A 17,707-nucleotide genomic window follows, 5' to 3' on the forward strand; every position below is an offset into this window, starting at 1 on the left:
CTCGGGCTGTCCCCCGTCTGTAACGTCAAACTGAGGACCTGGGAGGGGTGTCGCGGTCAGGCCTCGGTGCGGTTGAGGGTGTTGCCGAGGCGCCGGGGTGCTGCGAGTGCGCCGTAGGCCGCGCTGAGGGCGAGGGTGAGGATGAGGACGGCGGAGATGGCCGTCCAGTCCATGACGACGGGTGCGTTGGCGGGCCAGCTCCGGGCTGCGGTCAGGCCCCAGCCGGCGGCGATGCCGAGAACTGCCGCGAGGGTGGCGATGGTGAGTGACTGCCAGATGACGATCTGGCGCAGAGTGCCCGGGGCCAGGCCGATGCGGTGAAGGCGTACGAGGTCGGCTCGGAGTTCCGCTGCGGAGGCGGTCACGGTGATGCCGAGGACGGTGACCACGGCGGCGAGGGCGAGGCCGAGCAGGAGGTACCACAGGAAGGGCGGCGTGAGTTCGGGGCCGGTCTCGATGCGGACGTCTCCCATGACGATGTCGACCGGTTCGAGGGCCTTGACGAGGCGTTCCTCCAGGTCGGGCGTTGCTTTGGGAGGAGAGGCGATGATCGAGTAGTCCACGGCTGTTGCACCGAGGGCACGTGCGGTTTGGGTGGTGATGTAGGCGTAGGCGCGAGTGAGAGTGGTGGCGTTGACGGGGTCGGACAGGAGAGCGCCGCTGACTTCGCGGCGGGTGTCCGGCTGCAGCTGGTCGATGCTGGTGGGCATGGAGAGCGTGACGCGGTCCCCCTTGATGTAGTCGGGGGCCAGTACCAGGATGCGGCCGTCTTCGAGAGCGGCGCGTTCACGGGCGGACCAGGTCCGGCCGGTGAGGACGTTGAAGGTGTTCTCGTCGTCGACGACCTCGATCATCTGCACCCTGTCGGCGTTCTCCACGCCTGCCTGCCCGGCGACACGCCAGGGCGGAGTCTGGGCCGGGGTGGCGGAGGCTTCGATCAGTCGCTGGTCGGCAGGGTACGAGCCCCGGACGATGGGTGTTCCGGCAGGGAAGACGGTCGCGAGGGCCTGAGCGACAGCCTTGGGGTCACTGCCCGAGTAGAGCAGGGCCTCCACCTGGTCGAGGTGGCGGCTGCCGACGTACGTGGCCCGGTCCTGGGCGGTCACGCTGGAGAGGGTGCCGAGAATGCCCACGGTGAGGGCGAGGGCAACTGAGCCGATCACGATCGCCGAGACCGGGCGGCGAGGGTCGCGGGCGAAGAAGCGCAGCGCGATCCGTGCGCTGAGTGTGCGGTCGGCCAGGCGGGCCAGGGCGCTGAGGGCGTCGCCGATACGGGTGAGTGCGGCGGCGGCCAGGGCCAGGATCGCGGTGACGGCTGCGGCGGCGGAGATGGCCTCGTCGTCCTTGACGGTCGCCGCGGTGGCGATACCGAGCGCGGCGAGAGCACACAGCATCGGGGCCCACAGGCGGGCGCGTTTGGCACTGCGGGGAGTGGCGCGGGCACGTTCACGGGCCGGGAGACCCGCAGGGTGGCGCGAGGTCAGCACAGCTGCCAGAGCTGCCGCGGCGACGGACAACAGGATCGTCAGCAGCCCGCCGACGAGGAGCGGATCGTAGGGGGCTGTGTCTTTGAGGGTGAAGCGGGGCAGAAGCGGGCGTGCGGCCAGAACGAGCACGCTTCCGGCGAGCCACCCGGCCGGCACGGCGATCACGCTGGCCGACACCGCGCCGGAGACGGCGGCATACCGCAGGTCACGGTCAGGGACGCCGAGGCCGGAGAGGATGGCGAACTCGGCGCGCGTGCGGCGCATACGCAGCGCGAACGCCCCGGCGGCGATCACTCCCAGAATGACGATGCCGGGCGCCAGCAGCAGGGCCGGTTCGCGTTCGATCATCGTCCGGGAGTCGGCGATACTCAGCCGGCTCACGAGATACAGATCCTTCTCGCCAATGACACCCTGGGCGGCGGCCATCTGCGTTGCATCACCGGCGAGGAGCAGGCCGTAGCCCGTCGGCACAACGTTGCTGCTGTCGGTGCCGGTCTTCGGCCAGGCACGAAGCTGCCCCGGCGCGGCCAGGTAGTCGTACACGCCATGAGCTTGCGGGCTTTCGACCACGCCCACGATCCGTGCGGGTGCGTCGCGCTTCCACCGGTAGGGCAGGCCGTCACCCATCTTCAGGCCGTACGCGTCGGCGAGGGCCCGGCCCACCGCGATCTCCCCCAGCTCGGCAGGGAACCGGCCCTCCAGCAGCCGGTAGCGGTCGCTCATCAAGGGGGAGGACCAGTCGGCGTCCACGTACCGCACCGAAACCGTGCGGTCCTGCACCCACACGGGGAAGTCGCTGTTGTCATCGATCGCGAGCACCTCGATCCCTGGCGCACGCTGCCGCAGCTCCTGCGCCAGGCTGTCCGCGGCCTTGGGATCGGACTGCGAAACCACTCCGTCGGCGCCTCCCATGACGCTGATGGCACGCTGCTGCGCCGACGGCGCCACCGAAGCGAACAGCCCGGCCGTGAGGGTGGCGAGCAGCACGGGCAGCGCAAGCAGGACGAGCAGCCCGCTACGCCTGCCGCCGCGCCCGACAACGGTGCGCCTGCCGATCAGATGCACATAGCCCCTGCTCATGCGGCATCTCCCTCATTCGTGTCGAAGGAGACGAGGGTGCCGTCGTGGAGGACCGCGATGTGGTCGGCGTGGGAGAGGTTGGCCGGGTTGTGGGTGCTCAGGACGACGGTGACGCCCTCGTCGCGGAGCTGCCCCAGTACGGCCATGATCTCCTCGCCGGTCTTGGAGTCGAGGGATCCCGTGGGCTCGTCCGCAAGCACCAGCGTGCGGTCACCGACGATGGCCCGGGCGATGGCGGCACGCTGCTGCTGCCCGCCGGAGACCTCGGCCGGGAACCGTTCCTCCAGCCCCTCCAGGCCTACACGGGCCATCGCCGTGCGAGCCGCTATGGTCGCGTCCCCTCGGGCCGTGCCGACGGCCTCCAGCGGAAGCCGTACGTTCTCGATCAGGGTGAGGTCTGCGAGGAGGCTGAAGTCCTGGTGGACGAACCCGATCTGCCGCAGCCGCAGCGCTGCCAGTTCGGCAGGAGAACTTGACTGGACCTGGGTGCCCAGCACCTCAAGGGTGCCGGAGTCGACTCGTTCCAGACCCGCGATCAGATGCAGCAGGGTGCTCTTGCCGGATCCGCTGGGCCCGGTGAGCGCGGTGAGCGTGCCGGCGGGAAGGGAAAGGGAGACATCCCATAGCGCGGGCACGGTCTGCTTGCCCATCAGGAAGTTCTTGCCGACCTTGGCGGCGACGATCGCCACGTTCTTGCCCATGCGGATGGCTGTTCCTCTCAAGCGCGAAGGGGCGGCCGGGATACCGGCCGCCCCATGGTTCATCTCACACGGCTACCGTCAACAGGCGGTAGGGGAGGTGAGCTTCTTGGCCGAGCTCGCCTCGTCGGAGTCCTGGAAGCTGAAGCTGCGGTTGCTGGACTGGCTGTGCATGCACACCTTGCGGCCCGCGTAGTTGTTGTCCGTCCACCAGGCTGAGTCGTTCGCGTAGTTGCTGTGGTACGAGTCCATGTTGTCGTTGAACCCGATCGAGCCCAGGATCGGGATCCCGGTGGTGCTGTTCGTCAGGTTGACCTGACCCCCCGTGTAGTCGTCGCTGCGGTACATGCAGACCCAACCACCCGTCTCACAACTGGCCGGGGCCGCGTTCGCCGTACCGATGCCCCCGACGATCAGTGCGGCGGCGAACAGGCCGAGCGACAGCTTCTTACGCGTCATGAACTCACTCCTTCCCCATCGCGCACAGGCATGTCTGTGCGCGATGGGGAAGGAGATGGTGGGTACACCGAAAGATGAGCCAACAGCCGCCTCCCCCTGGCCGGTTGTCGTGCAGGGATCGAACATACGTGCCTGCCGTTCACGGAAGGTGGGCCAGGAGTCGATCAGGCCTGTCTCCACGTCGGGATTGGCTGAAAAAATTTACTTGCGTTTGGTAGAAGTTCCTGTGTGCGTATGATGTCCCGCTTGAACATGCCCGGCCGAGTTTCCACCGATCGCGATCAGCCACTTGGTGAAGCTTGAACGGACAACCAGAGTGGCGTCCGTCGCCCCCCGTGGTGCCTGCCGGGGATCGGGAGTGCCTGCGGCGCCACTCTCGTAAACGTTCCTTTCTCAGAGAAGCCCCACCGGAGCTCCATGCGGGGCCCCGGAGCCACGGATCGGTTCGCACAACCCGTTCTCACGCAGACGTGGGCTACACCCGGTTCTGAGATCTGTGTTGTGAGAACATCCGGCTCATGACGGACCCTCACGAACCTGCCCCGGCCGATGCGGACGACGTCGAGCGCCACCCGTGCCCGCGGTGCGCGGCCGAGCCGGGATCCCCGTGCCGCTCGCGCGCCGGCGCGGTGGCCGGGACTTACCACACCGGCCGGTTCACCAAGGTGCCCCGCCTCGCGAAGCTGCTGCGGGTCCAGACCCCGGCCGACCGTGGCCCCGGCCAGCCCTGGCGGCCCGGCACCCCGCCACCCGCCGCCCTCGACCCGGACACCCCGACCGCGGACATCCGCATCGGCTACGCCCGCTGCTCGACCCTGGGCCAGGAACTCGACTCCCAGCTCGACGCCCTCGCCCAGCACGGCATCCCCCGCGAGAAGGTCTTCAGCGAGAAGATCAGCACCCGCATCCGGGTCCGCCCCCAGTTCGAAGCCGCGCTCGCCGCGGCCCGCGAGGTCAAGACGCACGCCCCGCACTGCCGGGTCATCCTCACCGTCTACGAGATGAAGCGCCTCGGCCGCGACGCCGCCGAGCTCACCGCACTCGCCGACCACCTCACCGCCCACGGCCTGGTCCTGGAAATGCTCGCCGGACCCTTGCCCGGCATGTACGACCCGAGCGGGCCCGGCAGGCTGCTGTTCGCGTTCTTCGCCGCGATGGCGGAGACCGAGCGGGAAAACATCCGCGAGTCCACCCTCGAAGGCCTCGACACCGCTGCCCGCAAGGGCAAGCACGGCGGCCGCCCCCCGGTCATCACCGACGACATGCTCCACACCGTCATCCGCCGCCGCACCGCCGGCGAATCCGTTGAGCAGATCCAGCCCGACCTGATCATCCCCACCGGCAAACGCAAAGGACAGAGCCCTTCCGTCGCAAGCATCTACCGGGCGCTCGCCGAGTACCAAAAGGCGCAGGCATACCCCGAAGCCGTCGAGGCGGCCCAGGCCGACTTCGCGGCGCTACGCCAGCGGGCAGCGACCGCACCCACCAGCTCATAGAGAGTGGCTGCTGACCGATCCGATCCTCCCTAACGGCCGGAGGGCCGGCTAACGCCAAATCCCGGTCCGATCCCCCCCAAGGGCCTGCTCGAACTGACTGCGTCTGCGTCGGCGCGCTGTAGGACGGTGGGTCGCACTGAGCGGCCGGCCTGGCGCTGCTGCTCGACTAGGCGGGCGCGACTCTCCTGCTCGTGGAGCTGGGGGAAGCTTCCTGTGACCAGCGGGCTCGGCGACGACCAGGCGGCGGCATGCAGCCCGGTACACAGGCAGTGGGCCGGACCCGCGCGGGCAATGGCGCCGGCATTCCTCTTTCCCGATCCGCCCACGCACGGCGGTCCGGTACACAAGGATGATCATCATCCGGGTCTCCGCGCCAGACGCCTGCCGTCACGGTGTGTACGAGCGGCATGGCAGCGGTCTGCCCCGGCTGCAGGTCACATTCTCAATGATGCGAGGGAGTACACACATGGCGACGTTCACGCCTGACGGCCCGGTGACGGTCACGCTGTTGACGGTGCTGTCGTTCCAGGGGCAGTTGGAGTCCGAGCACACCGCGCGCATGAGTCTCCTGCGCGCCACCGTGGAACAGAAGCAGCAGGAACTGAACGAGATAGACCAGCGACTGCAGTCGCTGGTCGAGGCCTCGAACGCGCTGTCGCAAGCTCAGTGGGATCTGGTCCTGGCGGAGGGGGACGCGGCTGCCGGGGACATCGCGGGTTCCGCGATCGGCATCACCGTCACCCGGGAGGGGATGAGCGCGGTCAACCGCCCCGGTGGCGTGCGCCGCTGGGAGGAGCCTGCGGCCTTCGGCGGAACCAAGCAGTACGCGAACAGGATCCCCGCCGCGTACTACATCGAACAGCGGGGTGACACCAGCCCCGGGGTGGCAGTGACGGTCACGGTCACCTTCGACGGCGGCTCGCCCTGGTCCACAGTCGTCGAATTCGCCCCGGGCGAGACCGTCCAGCAGGTGACCGTCGACAGCTACCCCGACACCTACGGATCAGTCCAGGCCAACTTGTCGGACGCCTTCTGGACCGGCACCGACACCGGACAGACTCTGTCGTACGGAATCGACGGTCCGACCGAGGAGTCCCGCGGCATGTCCTACATCCACCGCCCCGGAACCCTGTAGAGCCCTGGCCCCGGGTGCGGTGAATGCTGCTGCCAGCACGTCGGCCGGGGCGCACCCTTGATGGTGGGAGCCGGCATGCCCACCACTCCTTCACGACGGCCCTTGGCGCAGGATCGCAACCCCGGTGTAGCAGCCCCGGCAGCCCAGGCGCTGTGGCGGCAGTACGGCCTGGGGAGGATCGGACTAGCGCTGAGGCCAGTTAACGGTCGTGTCGTCTGCCAAGGTTGCCTGGAACTGGGTGTCCGTCGACGTGAGGGCCACGGTCGGGATTGCCGCGGACAGGCCGGACGGCGTTCCCCCGCCGAACGACGCCGAGCCCCAGGCGAGGACTGATCCGTGGGTCCGCCTGGCCGCGAAGGCGCCGTTGTTGCCGACGATTTCTACGATGTCGGTGAAGGCGCCCTCCGTGGGAGATATCGCCCCGCCAGTACTCGGGTTGCCCCAGGCGAGGATCTGCCCGCCGGCGATCGCGGCGAAGGCGCCCCCGCCGTTGCCGGTGACCGCGGTGATGTCGTTCCGGGAAGCGATTGCCGCTGGCAGGGTGCCCCCGTTGACGAGGTGACCCCAGGCGACGACCTGTCCGGTCGTTCGGATCGCGGCGAACGCGCCAATGCCTCGACCCGCTTGGCCGCTGCTCGCCGCCAGAACAGCTATGTCGTCGAGGGCTGCGATGTCGGCAGGCACGACTCCACCAGCCGTGGGGGGTCCCCAGGCGACGACGTGACCGGTCGAGCGGAGCGCGGCGAAGGCCCCGCCCCGGTTGGACACCACAGCGGTGATGTCGTCGAGCGCCGCGATGTCTGCCGGCGCACCAGAAAGATCATTTGCAGTCATCCGGGAAGGGTAGCCGCCGCGGCAGAGCGCGGGCAGAACATCCGATGAACAGCCACTCGCCGACGCGGCAACCGAGCTACCTCCGGCCTCCGCGGGCCGATCCGATCCTCCCGAACAGCCATAGTGCTGGCTAACGCCAAATCCCGGTCCGATCCTCCCCAAAGGCCCTGCTGGCCGTGCGCCGTCGCGGACACCGCCGCGGGAAGCCATCCAGACCGCGCACGGCGACTTCGCCGCCCTTCAGCAGCCTGCCCCTGTGTAGTTACTCAGCGTTACTCGCCACCTGGCGGCAGCTATACGAGAGCAGGGCCTCTTCGCGGTGTCGCCGCTGTGCAGGGCCAGGACGAAGTCGCCCAGCCCCACATCGGCCAGCCGGTTGCGTACGACGTCCAGGGCGGCGGCCTTCTCGCTGACGAAGAGCACGCTGCGGCCCGCGTGCATCAGCGCCGCGATCATGTTGGTGATCGTCTGGCTCTTGCCGGTGCCGGGCGGTCCGCTCATCACGAACGAGCGGTTCTCCATGGCGGCGGCGATGCACTGCCGCTGCGAGGCGTCCGCGTCGAGTACGAGCGGGGTGCGCTCCGGGAGCTGAAGCTCGTCGATGCGGTCGAGCGCGGGCGGTTCGAAACCGATCAGGTCGTCGGGAAGGCCGGACTCGGGGCCGAGGCCGATGGCTCGGATCAGCGGGTGGGCCAGGATCGCCTCCTCGTTGTCCTTGAGGTCCTGGTACATGGCCTCCTTGTGCGAGGCGAACAGTCCGAGGACGATGCCGTCGTCCACCCGTCAGTCCTGCCGTCCCGCCACCGCCGCACGGGCCCGGCTCACGACCTGGGCCGGGTCGAGGCAGTCCACGGCCGCCACGGCCGACCAGTCGACCCCGAGCTGGCCCAGTTTCACGGCCAGCGCCGGATTGTGCATGGCGTCCTGCTGTTCGGCCGCCCGGAGCCGGGTGCGGCCGGTGCGGTCACGGACGAGTTCCGCGGGCACCAGGACCAGCGGTGCGCGGCTGGCTTCGTGCGCGCCTTCCTCCCGCCACTCCAGCATGCCGACGCCGAGCCACAGCACCCACAGTCCGCAGTCGTTGTACATCCGGCCGGAGGTCGACCGCAGTTGGGTGAGCGCCCGGTCGAGGAGCGCCTGGGTCGACTTCTGCGTGACGACTCCCGTGGCGGCGGGAGCGGGCGCCCCGGCCCGCTTCGCCAGCGAGACCCCGTCGCCGGGGTCCTGCGCGCCCTCGTCCGGGGCGGCGATGGGCTCGAAGTCCCAGCCGGGGGCGAGTCCCGACAACAGGGCTCCCGCCTCCGGGGACTTGATCTCCAGGGTGGACGTCCTGGTGTGACGGAAGTTCAAGAGCCGGTTCCGGCCGCCCATGTCGATGAGCGACTCGCGCCATGCACCCAGTACCCCGCGCAGGCGGTCCGGTCCAGGGGCTTCATTTCCATTGTGGGCACCGGCGTGCGCCGTCCGGCCGAGCATCTGGGTGGAACCTCCGGAGACAGGCAAAGAGAAGGCCGCCCACCTGGAAAGCAACGACCCGATACCACGCGATATATCACCCATTGGCGAGCGACACGGCGGAAGGACTCCAGCCTCCGGTGAGATTGGCCGAAACCGCACAGGCCTTTGGTCCTCACTCGAGCGAACCCGGCCACACCGCGTCCTCGGAAGCCGAAAGGCTCAGCCCAGCAGGGCCGTGATCGGGTCCGGGGAAGGGGGGCGGCCCGTGGGCCACCAGTCGTCGTCGCCCTGACGGTTCTCGTAGGAGTACCAGAGGGCGTCCCGGCCGAGCCGGAGCTGGCGGGAGGGGCCCGTCAGCCGGTTCCGGTCGGGGCGGAACGAGCCCTGGGCAGCGGCGAGGAGCGCCGGGCGGGCCCGGTCGAAGGGGCCCGCCGGCGGGTCCCAGGGCTCTTCGAGGGTGAGCAGGGCGGGCAGACCGCCCTGCCTCCAGGCGGCCGCCCCCCGGGCCAGGTCGGTGGTGCTGCGTCCCGTGGCGCGGGCCAGCTCGCGGTAGAGGGCGCGGGCGGCGCCGGTGAGCCCGGCCGTGGGGTGGGCCGAGGCCAGCCGGACGGCGTCCTGCCAGCGGCTGAGCCCGGCCATCGGATCCTCGGCGGTGCGCAGCAGGGCCAGGGCGCGGGCGGCCGCGTCCGCGGCGAGCTGGTCCAGGGCGAGCGGGTCCGGGGCCGCCGGGTCGGCCGGATACGCGGGCGGCATCCCGACGGCGGAGGGCGCCGGCAGCGGAGCGGGCAGCGGCGGCAGGACGGTACGGGTGAAGGCGGCCCGGGCCGGTACGCCGGGGAAGTCCGGTGTCCCGTCGGGCTGTTCGCGCGCGGCATGGGCGGCGTTGCGGCGGGTGAGCTCCTCCAGCAGCTCCCGCTCACCCCGGCCGCGCAGCAGGAGCAGGACGAAGGGGTCGGCGTCCAGGAGGCGGGCCGCGCGGTAGCAGAGGGCCGCGGCGTGCTTGCAGGGCGGGCGGGCGACGTCGGGGCAGGAGCAGCGCGGCACGAGCTCTCCCGCGCCGGGCAGGACCGACTCGGCGAGGGACTCCGGGACCTCCCGCTCCAGCAGTGCGGCGAGCGCCGTCGGGTCGGCGACCACCGATTCGAGCAGTTCGCTCCACTCGGCGTCCGCGAAGGCGGGCAGGGACAGCTCGGTGCGGTACGGCCGCGGCCGGCTGCCCCGTACGTAGGCCACGATCCGGCCCGGCGTGATGGTGACGGCGTCGACGTGGCCCTCGGCGGCGTACGTCCGCCCCCGGGTCAGGCGGGCTCCGTCGCGGGCCACCGACTCCAGGGCGGACACCCAGGCCCGGCCCCACCAGCTGACGGCCTCCACGCCCGGAGGCACGGTCTCGAAGGTGCGGCGGCGGTCGTCGCGTGCGGTGATCATCCGGGCCTGCGCAGGGAGACGAGGTCGGCCAGCTCGCGGTCGGTGAGCTCGGTCAGCGCCGTCTCGCCGGAGCCGAGCACGGCATCGGCCAGCGCCCGCTTGGCCTCCAGCATTTCGGCGATCCGGTCCTCGACGGTGCCTTCGGCGATGATGCGGTGGACCTGGACGGGCTGGGTCTGGCCGATCCGGTAGGCACGGTCGGTGGCCTGTTCCTCGACGGCCGGGTTCCACCAGCGGTCGTAGTGGATGACGTGGCCGGCGCGGGTGAGGTTGAGGCCGGTGCCGGCTGCCTTGAGGGAGAGCAGGAACACGGGCACCTCGCCCGCCTGGAACCGGTCCACGAGCTCCTCGCGGCGCGGCACCGGCGTGCCCCCGTGCAGCAGTTGGTGGGAGATCCCGCGCGCCGTCAGATGGCGCTCCAGGAGCCGGGCCATCGTCACGTACTGGGTGAAGACCAGCACCGAGCCGCCCTCGGCCAGGATCGTGTCGAGCAGCTCGTCGAGGAGGGCCAGCTTCCCGGAGCGGTGCGCGATCCGCGGCTCTTCTTCCTTCAGGTACTGAGCGGGGTGGTTGCAGATCTGCTTGAGCGAGGCCAGCAGCTTCATGATCATGCCGCGCCGCTCGATGCCTTCGCTCGCGCCGATCACGGCCATCGCCTCGTCCACCGCCGCCTGGTAGAGGGAGGCCTGCTCGCGGGTGAGGGACACGGGGTGGTCGGTCTCCGTCTTCGGCGGCAGTTCGGGCGCGATCCCGGGATCGGACTTCTTGCGCCGCAGCAGGAACGGCCGGACGAGCGCGGCCAGTCGGGCCACCGCCGCCTCGTTGCCCCCGTCCTCCTCCGTCTGGTGCTCCACGGGCCGGGCGTGCCGGGCCCGGAACGCGGTGAGCGGGCCGAGCAGTCCGGGCGTCGTCCAGTCGAGGAGCGCCCACAACTCGGAGAGGTTGTTCTCCACCGGGGTGCCGGTCAGCGCCACCCGGGCGGGCGCCGGGATCGTGCGCAGCGCCTTCGCGGTCGCCGAGTGCGGGTTCTTGACGTGCTGGGCCTCGTCCGCGACGACCATGCCCCAGGGCTGTTCGGCCAGCCGGGCCGCTCCGGCGCGCATGGTTCCGTAGGTGGTGAGGACGAATCCCCCGGCGCCCTGGCCGTCCAGCCCTTCGAGGCTGCGCCCGGCGCCGTGGAAGCGGCGCACCGGCGTGCCCGGGGCGAACCTCTCGATCTCCCGCTGCCAGTTGCCCAGCAGCGAGGCCGGGCAGACCACCAGCGTCGGCTCGGGGCGGTCGCGGTGCAGGTGGAGCGCGATCAGCGTGACGGTCTTGCCCAGGCCCATGTCGTCGGCGAGGCAGCCGCCGAGTCCGAGCGAGGTCATCAGGTCCAGCCAGGCCAGGCCGCGGGCCTGGTAGTCGCGCAAGGTGGCCTTGAGCCCGGCCGGCTGGGGCAGCGGCGCCAGCTCCCCGGTCAGCCGGTCCCGCAGGGCGGCCAGCGCCCCCACGGGCACCGCGGGCACCGGCTCCCCCTCGACCTCGACCTCGGCCGTCCCCGTCAGTACGGCCGCCAGCGCTTCCACCGGGTCGAGCAGACCCAGCTCCCGCTTGCGCGCCTTGCGCACCAGCTCCGGATCGACCCGCACCCACTGGTCGCGCAGCCGCACCACGGGCCGGTGGGCCTGCGCGAGCGCGTCCATCTCCCCCGGGGTGAGCCGGTCCCCGCCGAGCGCCAGCTCCCAGGAGAAGGCGAAGAGGTGCTCGGCGTCGAAGAAGGCGGTGCCGTCGGTGGCGGAACCGGGCGCGGTGGACCGTACGACCGCGGTCGCGATGAGCGTACGAGCGAGCTCGCGCGGCCAGTGGACGTGGACTCCGGCCTCCGCCAGCCGGGTCGCGGCCCGGCCCAGCAGGTCTTCGAGCTCGGGGTCCGAGAGGGCCAGGACATCGGGGACCGGCTGGTCCAGCAGCCGCAGCAGTGGCGGCCAGACCCGGGCCGCCCGGCGCAGCGCGAGGACGGCGTCGATCCGGGCGCGGGGTCCGAAGCCGGCCGCGGCGGCGCCCGCCCAGAGCATCGCCGCGTCCGTGACCAGGGTCGGGTCGGCGAGGCTGTGCACCTGGACGACGGCGGCCCCGGCGCGGCGCACGTCCGCCTCCGGATCCGTCCCGCTCTCGGCCTCGTCGAAGAGGCGGAAGGAGGACAGGTCCAGGCGGAGCGAGATCCCGACCCCGGTGTCCGCGCCCGAGGCGACCTGCGCGGCCCAGTCGCGTATCCCCGGGACCTGCTGCGGCTCGCGGGCCGCGAACGGCCGGCCCGCGGCGAAGGGCGCGGCCGGGGTCCGGGGCAGGCTGTCGGCGACGGCATCGAGGAACGCCCTGACCAGGGCCTCCGGTTCGGGCAGGTGGAGCGGGCGGCGGCCGGCGAGCGGAGTGGCGTACCCCTCGGGGGGCAGGGCGGCGGCGACCGCGCGCAGATGCGCGATGTCCTCGGCGTCGAGGGGCCCGGCCCGCCAGGCGTCGACGCCTTCGGGGGTCAGCCCGGGCAGCAGCCGGCCGCGCGCGACGAGGGACAGCGCCTGGACGGCGGCGGTCCCCCAGGCGCGGGTCGCGGGATGCGTGGCGGGCCTGCGGACCGCGCGGACGAGCACGGGCAGCGCGGCGGTGACCGTCAGCGTGACGGCGGGCACCGCGCGGGTACGGATGCCCTCGCCATGGGGGCGGACCACCTGGAGCGTGTCCGGGGTGCCTTCGGCGGGCAGGGCGTCCCCGTCGGGGGACCAGAACGCGATGCGGCTCTCGCGGGGCACGGCGGCGGGAAGGAACACGGCGGCGTGCCGGGGCAGGGCGGACCCGGGCGCGGGCGGCTGCGCCGGTGCGTGCGGCGTCGTCGGCGGCGTGGCCATCGTGTCCCCCCTTCCTCCCCGGTCTCCGCGGTCTGCGTCGTCACCCTCGTGGTCAGACTGAGCCCGTCTGCCGTCGAGTCTAGGCGGGGGCACTGACAATGCCGCTGAGCTGCGCGTTTCCCGAAGCCCCGGAGCCGGGAACCCGGCGGCACGGCGCACCCCGGCGCGGTCCGGGTTGGCCGTCAGCCTGCTACCAGGCCCCTGCCGGCTCCGCCGCGCACCCGTCCCCGGACCCGTCCGGTACGGAGCCCCCGCGGCCGTAGGCCCGGCGGGGGAAGGCGGGCCCTGCGGGGGCTGTCCCCTACCCGCCCTTCCCCCGTTCCCCGGGCTGCGCCCGGACCCCGCGCCTCAAACGCCGGCGGGGCTGGATGTATCCAGCCCCGCCGGCGTTTGAGGCGATCCTTTCAGCCCGTCCGGCGCTTGAGGACCGGGTCCGGGCAGCGCCCGGGGAACGGTGGAAGGGCGGGTAGTGGACCTCGCCTCTCCGCGCAACGTGCCGGGCGGCCCCGCAGCCCGGCAGCCCCGCGGCCTCGCGTAGCCCGCGGCCCAGCGGTCCCGCCCGGAGCCCCGCGGCCTCGCAGCCCCTACACCCCGGCGTAGCCCGCGGCCTGGCGGCCCCGTAGCCCGGCAGCCCGGCCTGCCCGGGGGCATCGGCCAGCCCGGCAACCCGGCAGCCCGGCGGCCAGCGGCCCGGCGGCCCGGCGCCCCCGCGTTCAGCGGGCCCAGCGGCCCCGCTCGTGGGCGTAGCCGTAGACCGGGCGGTCCGAGGAGACGGCGGAGATGCGCCAGGGGCGGCCGCCCTCGTCTAGGCGGAGGGTGCCGGAGCCGGTGGGGCCGCTCCAGCGGAGGTCCAGGGACCAGTCGCAGTCGCATCCGGTGCTGGTGGCCACCACCCGCAGGACGGCCGGTTCGGTGGCCGAGACCCGGAGCGGGAAGGCGGGTGCCGCGATCGCCTCCCCCTCATTGTTGCCCGCCACCGGCCGGGCGAGCGGGCGCGGCGCGTCCAGGTTGACCGCGAACCCGGCCGGGGTGAGCCCGCCGCCGCAGCCCTGCGACATCTCGTAGACGTTCCACGGCAGCGGGGACCGCCGCCCGGCCACCCGTACCTCCAGGTCCTCCAGGACCACCGCTTCCGGCCCCGTGCCCAGCAGGGTGACCTCCACGATCTGCGTCCCCGCGTGGACTGCCTTCCGTCCCGCCGCCCACCCGGGCGCGTCCGCCTCCAGCGGGGGCGGTGGCACCGTCGAGGGCGCCGCCTGGGCGAGGTACGCGTGGTCGCAGGCCGCCGCCCACACGTGCGACCGTACGGCCGCGCGCAGGGGCGGGGAGGCCGGCGAAGGGCCGCCCGTCACCGCGGGCCCGGTCGGCGCGCCCGTCGAAGCGCCCGTCGGAGTCGAAGTCGGGGTCGAAGTCGAAGTCGGAGCGGGAGTCGCCGCGGGCCCGGTCCCTCCCGGCTCGCTCGCCTGCGCCGTCGGCCCGGCCGTCACCGTGGCCCCCGCCCCGGCCGGCGCCGTCGGTCCGGCCTGGGGCACCCGGTGGTCCGGAGCCGTCCGCGGAAGCCACCGGACGCCCACCGCGAGGGCCACGACCGTGGCGACCGCGACCCCGGCCAGCAGCAGCCGGCGCCCGGAACGGCGCGGGAGCGGCGCCCCCGGAACATCGGACTCCGCGGCCCCCGCCTCCGCCTCCGTCTCCGGCCCGGCCTCCGGGTCCGCCCGGTCCCCCTCGTCCGGGGACGGCGCCTCCGCCGCCTCGACCACCGCGACCGCCCGCCGCCGCGCATCCGCCAGCAGCCAGGCCCGGTGCAGTTCCACCGCCTCCGCCGGCGTCGCCCCGCAGGCCCGCGCGAAGCGGTCCACCACCGCGAACTCCGCGGGCAGCGCCTCGCCGCTGCAGTACCGGTGCAGGGTCGACGTGCTCGTGTGGAGCCCGCGCGCGAGGGCCCCGTAGCTCCGCCCGCTCCGCTCCTTCAGTTCCCTCATCAACCGCGCGAACGCCTGCGCCTCGGCTGATCTCCCCGTCCCGGAGTTCCGTTCCATGCCAAGGATGTTCCCGCAGCTGACGGTGCGTACGGCCGTTCCACCGTCCCGAATTCGTCCCGATCCGTCGGCGTGGGCCCGGGCCGGGGTACAGCCTTCTCCAGAGACACCTCCGCACCATCCAGGACCTCACGGGGAGAGCCGACCATGTTCCGACGCACCGCCCGTTCCAGCCGCACCGCCCGGACCGCCCGATCCACCGGGACCGCCCGGACCACCGCCGTCCTCGCGGCCACCGCGGCAGCCGCCACCGCCCTCGTCCTCGCCGCCTCCACTACCTCCACGGCCGCCGTCACCGCGCCCCGGTTCCTGTCGGGCACCGACCTGCCCCCGCACCCCGGCTCCGCCTGGTACGCCGGGAAGGTCACCAAGGGGCTGCCCGAGTTCCCGCCGTTCTGCGCGGACGGCGTGCTCCCCGCCACCGGGATCTGGTACCGCGACTTCGGCACCGAGTTCGACACGAACGCGGTACAGGTGTCCGTACGCACGTCCTCCAGCACCGCGGCCATCAAGCTGAAGACGGCCCTGGAGCGCAAGGTGGCGGCCTGCGCCGCCGACTGGCTGCGGGCCACCCCGGGCGGTACGGCCTCCTGGCAGGACTACGGGAAGCTCAGCGTCGAGGAGGGCGCGCACGTCTACGGGGTGCACACCTCCATGCCGGAGTCCGAGCCCGGCGTCCACCTGTTCGGCATCGGGCGCGACGGCTCCACGGTGACGTTCGTGCGGTGGGGGCAGATGGGCAACCTGAGCCACGCCCCCGTCCCGGCCTTCAAGAAGACGACCGTCAGGGCCGTGAACAAGCTCAACCCCTGACGCGTCACGCGCCCGGTGGGACCATGGAAGCGAAGGGACGGAGTAGCCGGGGAGGGCCGGCAACGGCGTAGAGGCGGCGATGGCCATGCGCACCGGAAACGAGCCGGTGACCGCCCGCAGCGCGCTGCGGCTGCGCTTCTGGCTGAGCCTGTGGGGGCTGCTCTGGTCCGGCGGCGGGGCGGCGGCGTTCTCGCTCGCCGCCCGGCCCGGGTGGGCGGCGGCCTGCGCCGCCGTCGCCGTGCTCGCGGCCGTGGACCTGGCCGTGGTGCTCCGCCGCATCCACCAGGGCCCGCACTACCAGCCGGGCCCCGACGTCCCTCCGTACGAGCCCCCGGGCCACTAGGCCGGGCTACTTCTCGAAGCGGGCCGCCGCCAGGTAGTCCGGCTGGGGGTCCAGGGCGGCCGCGAGGCGGAAGTGCTTGCGGGCCTGGTCCGGCCTGCCCGCGCGCTGGTGGGTGCGGGCCAGCGCGAAGTGCGCGAACGCGTTGTCCGGTTCGCGCTCCAGGACGATCTCGAACTCCAGCTCCGCCGGCCGCAATTGGGCGGCGGCGAAGAAGGCCCGGGCACGCAGCAGCCGGGCCGCCGTGTTCTCCGGGTGGGCGGCTATGACCGAGTCGAGCAGCTTCACCGCACCGCGCGGGTCGCGCGCGGCGAGGAGCTGCTCCGCGGCCCGGTAGTCGATGACGTGCGTCTCGGGCGACGAGGACCGAGGGGGCGGCGGGAGCTGCGGCGTGGTGTCGGACACGGTCTGTTCCTTCCCTCTACAGGCGCGTTCAACGCCCCGCACGCCGCCCGCTATTCCGCCGGTGCTCCGTCAGCCGAGCCGCTCCCCGAGCCGGGCGTACAGCTCGGTGACGGCGGCGTCGGCGGCCGGGGAGACGGGGAAGAGGTTGAGGAAGGTGTGGATCAGTCCGTCGTAGGTACGGGCGAAGACGTCCACGCCGGCGTCGCGGAGGGCTTCGGCGTAGGCGTTGCCCTCGTCGCGCAGCGGGTCGTACTGGGCGGTGCCGATGACCGCGGGGGCGAGGCCGGTGAACTTCTCGGCGCGCAGCGGGGAGACCCGGAAGGAGCCTCGGACGGCGGGGTCGTCGCCCGCGTAGAGGTGCTGGAGGTCCAGGACGTCCTGGGTGCGCAGGACGTAGCCGGTGGCGTTCTCGGTGCGTGAGGGGTGGTCGCCGACGAAGTCGGTGGCGGGGTAGACCAGCAGTTGCGCGGCGAGCGGCCGGCCCTCGTCGCGGAAGGTCAGGGCGACGGCGGCGGCCAGGTTGCCCCCGGCGCTGTCCCCGGCCACGGCGAGGCGGTCGCGGCGGCCGCCGTAGTCGTCGATGTGGTCGGCCACGTGGTGGGCGGCGGCGAGGCAGTCGTCGTAGGCGGCGGGGAAGGGGTGCTCGGGGGCCAGGCGGTAGTCGACGGCCACGACCACGGCGTTCACGTCGCGGCACATCCGCCGGGTGACCTTGTCATGGGTGTCGAGGTCACCGGTGAGCCAGCCGCCGCCGTGGAAGAAGACCACCGTGGGAACGGCTCCGCCGGCTTCGGCTTCGGGCCGGTAGACGCGGACGGGGATCCGCCCGGCGGGTCCGGGGACGGCGGCGTTCTCCACCGAGCCGACCTCGATCGGCTCCGGCAGTGCGAAGCCGGCGCCCGTCCTGCGGCTCGCCTCGCGCAGCACCTCGGGATCGGTGTCGATGACCCGGGGGGCCGGGTGGGCGTTGACCTGGTCGAGTACGGCGGCGATGGACGGGTCGACGGGCATGCGCGGAACCCTTCTCCGGCGGACGTGCGTGCTCGCATCGTGCGGTCACGCCGCGGATGCCGCCACCGCAGGCCGTCCGGGCGGCGACCGGCGAGCAGCCACCGGAGGCCGTACGGGGAGCGGAGTCCGGGGAGCAGCCCGC

Annotated in this window: 15 protein-coding genes; 4 read left to right on the forward strand and 11 right to left on the reverse strand. The window is 72.6% G+C overall.

The window, feature by feature from the left end; translation table 11 throughout:
• Window positions 1-56: 56 nt before the first annotated feature.
• From ACODT5_RS27000 to ACODT5_RS27010, 3 genes are all read right to left on the reverse strand, one after another.
• Window positions 57-2,567 carry a hypothetical protein gene (locus ACODT5_RS27000; protein WP_422521806.1) on the reverse strand — a complete coding sequence of 837 codons (2,511 nt, stop codon included), beginning with the start codon at window positions 2,565-2,567 and terminating at the stop codon, window positions 57-59.
• Window positions 2,564-3,268: an ABC transporter ATP-binding protein gene (locus ACODT5_RS27005; protein WP_422521807.1), complete on the reverse strand. Its 705-nt coding sequence runs from the start codon at window positions 3,266-3,268 to the stop codon at window positions 2,564-2,566. Before ACODT5_RS27005 ends, ACODT5_RS27000 begins: the two co-directional genes overlap by 4 nt.
• Window positions 3,269-3,346: 78 nt before the next feature.
• Window positions 3,347-3,724 (reverse strand): peptidase inhibitor family I36 protein, encoded by a 378-nt coding sequence (locus ACODT5_RS27010; RefSeq protein ID WP_422521808.1) that lies wholly within the window; start codon window positions 3,722-3,724, stop codon window positions 3,347-3,349.
• Between the two features lie 518 nt (window positions 3,725-4,242).
• Here ACODT5_RS27010 and ACODT5_RS27015 point away from each other — a divergent pair.
• Entirely contained in the window at window positions 4,243-5,220 is a 978-nt protein-coding gene (locus ACODT5_RS27015) for a recombinase family protein (RefSeq protein ID WP_422521809.1), read from the forward strand.
• 466 nt (window positions 5,221-5,686) lie between these two features.
• Window positions 5,687-6,355 carry a hypothetical protein gene (locus tag ACODT5_RS27020; protein ID WP_422521810.1) on the forward strand — a complete coding sequence of 223 codons (669 nt, stop codon included), beginning with the start codon at window positions 5,687-5,689 and terminating at the stop codon, window positions 6,353-6,355.
• 183 nt (window positions 6,356-6,538) lie between these two features.
• Here ACODT5_RS27020 and ACODT5_RS27025 read toward each other — a convergent pair whose 3' ends face one another.
• The 6 genes from ACODT5_RS27025 to ACODT5_RS27050 all read right to left on the reverse strand — a co-directional run bounded on the left by ACODT5_RS27025 (window position 6,539) and on the right by ACODT5_RS27050 (window position 14,996).
• Window positions 6,539-7,189, reverse strand: a complete 651-nt coding sequence (locus ACODT5_RS27025) for an RCC1 domain-containing protein (protein ID WP_422521811.1) — start codon at window positions 7,187-7,189, stop codon at window positions 6,539-6,541.
• A 240-nt stretch (window positions 7,190-7,429) separates the two neighbouring features.
• Window positions 7,430-7,969 (reverse strand): AAA domain-containing protein, encoded by a 540-nt coding sequence (locus tag ACODT5_RS27030; RefSeq protein WP_422521812.1) that lies wholly within the window; start codon window positions 7,967-7,969, stop codon window positions 7,430-7,432.
• Between the two features lie 3 nt (window positions 7,970-7,972).
• The gene (locus ACODT5_RS27035) at window positions 7,973-8,539 is read right to left on the reverse strand and encodes a DUF4011 domain-containing protein (RefSeq protein WP_422521813.1); all 567 of its coding nucleotides are present in this window, start codon (window positions 8,537-8,539) and stop codon (window positions 7,973-7,975) included.
• Between the two features lie 327 nt (window positions 8,540-8,866).
• Entirely contained in the window at window positions 8,867-10,075 is a 1,209-nt protein-coding gene (locus ACODT5_RS27040) for an SWIM zinc finger family protein (RefSeq protein WP_422521814.1), read from the reverse strand.
• Window positions 10,072-12,957 (reverse strand): DEAD/DEAH box helicase, encoded by a 2,886-nt coding sequence (locus ACODT5_RS27045; protein WP_422521815.1) that lies wholly within the window; start codon window positions 12,955-12,957, stop codon window positions 10,072-10,074. The genes ACODT5_RS27040 and ACODT5_RS27045 overlap by 4 nt, the downstream gene beginning before the upstream one ends.
• Window positions 12,958-13,670: 713 nt before the next feature.
• The gene (locus tag ACODT5_RS27050; protein WP_422521816.1) at window positions 13,671-14,996 is read right to left on the reverse strand and encodes a helix-turn-helix domain-containing protein; all 1,326 of its coding nucleotides are present in this window, start codon (window positions 14,994-14,996) and stop codon (window positions 13,671-13,673) included.
• Window positions 14,997-15,143: 147 nt separating this feature from the next.
• Here ACODT5_RS27050 and ACODT5_RS27055 point away from each other — a divergent pair, with 147 nt between their 5' ends.
• On the forward strand, window positions 15,144-15,809 hold the full coding sequence (locus ACODT5_RS27055; RefSeq protein WP_422521817.1) for a hypothetical protein: 666 nt from the start codon (window positions 15,144-15,146) through the stop codon (window positions 15,807-15,809).
• Window positions 15,810-15,894: 85 nt separating this feature from the next.
• A complete protein-coding gene (locus tag ACODT5_RS27060; protein ID WP_422521818.1) occupies window positions 15,895-16,152 on the forward strand; it encodes a DUF6343 family protein in 258 nt (85 codons plus the stop codon).
• 6 nt (window positions 16,153-16,158) lie between these two features.
• On the opposite strand, the gene ACODT5_RS27065 is transcribed toward ACODT5_RS27060, so the two are convergent.
• Together ACODT5_RS27065 and ACODT5_RS27070 are read right to left on the reverse strand one after the other, a co-directional pair.
• A complete protein-coding gene (locus ACODT5_RS27065) occupies window positions 16,159-16,554 on the reverse strand; it encodes a tetratricopeptide repeat protein (protein ID WP_327309492.1) in 396 nt (131 codons plus the stop codon).
• 69 nt (window positions 16,555-16,623) lie between these two features.
• On the reverse strand, window positions 16,624-17,565 hold the full coding sequence (locus ACODT5_RS27070) for an alpha/beta hydrolase (RefSeq protein ID WP_422521819.1): 942 nt from the start codon (window positions 17,563-17,565) through the stop codon (window positions 16,624-16,626).
• Window positions 17,566-17,707: the final 142 nt, after the last annotated feature.

This window comes from Streptomyces tatrensis, from assembly GCF_049310065.1.
Taxonomy (GTDB): Bacteria; Actinomycetota; Actinomycetes; order Streptomycetales; family Streptomycetaceae; genus Streptomyces.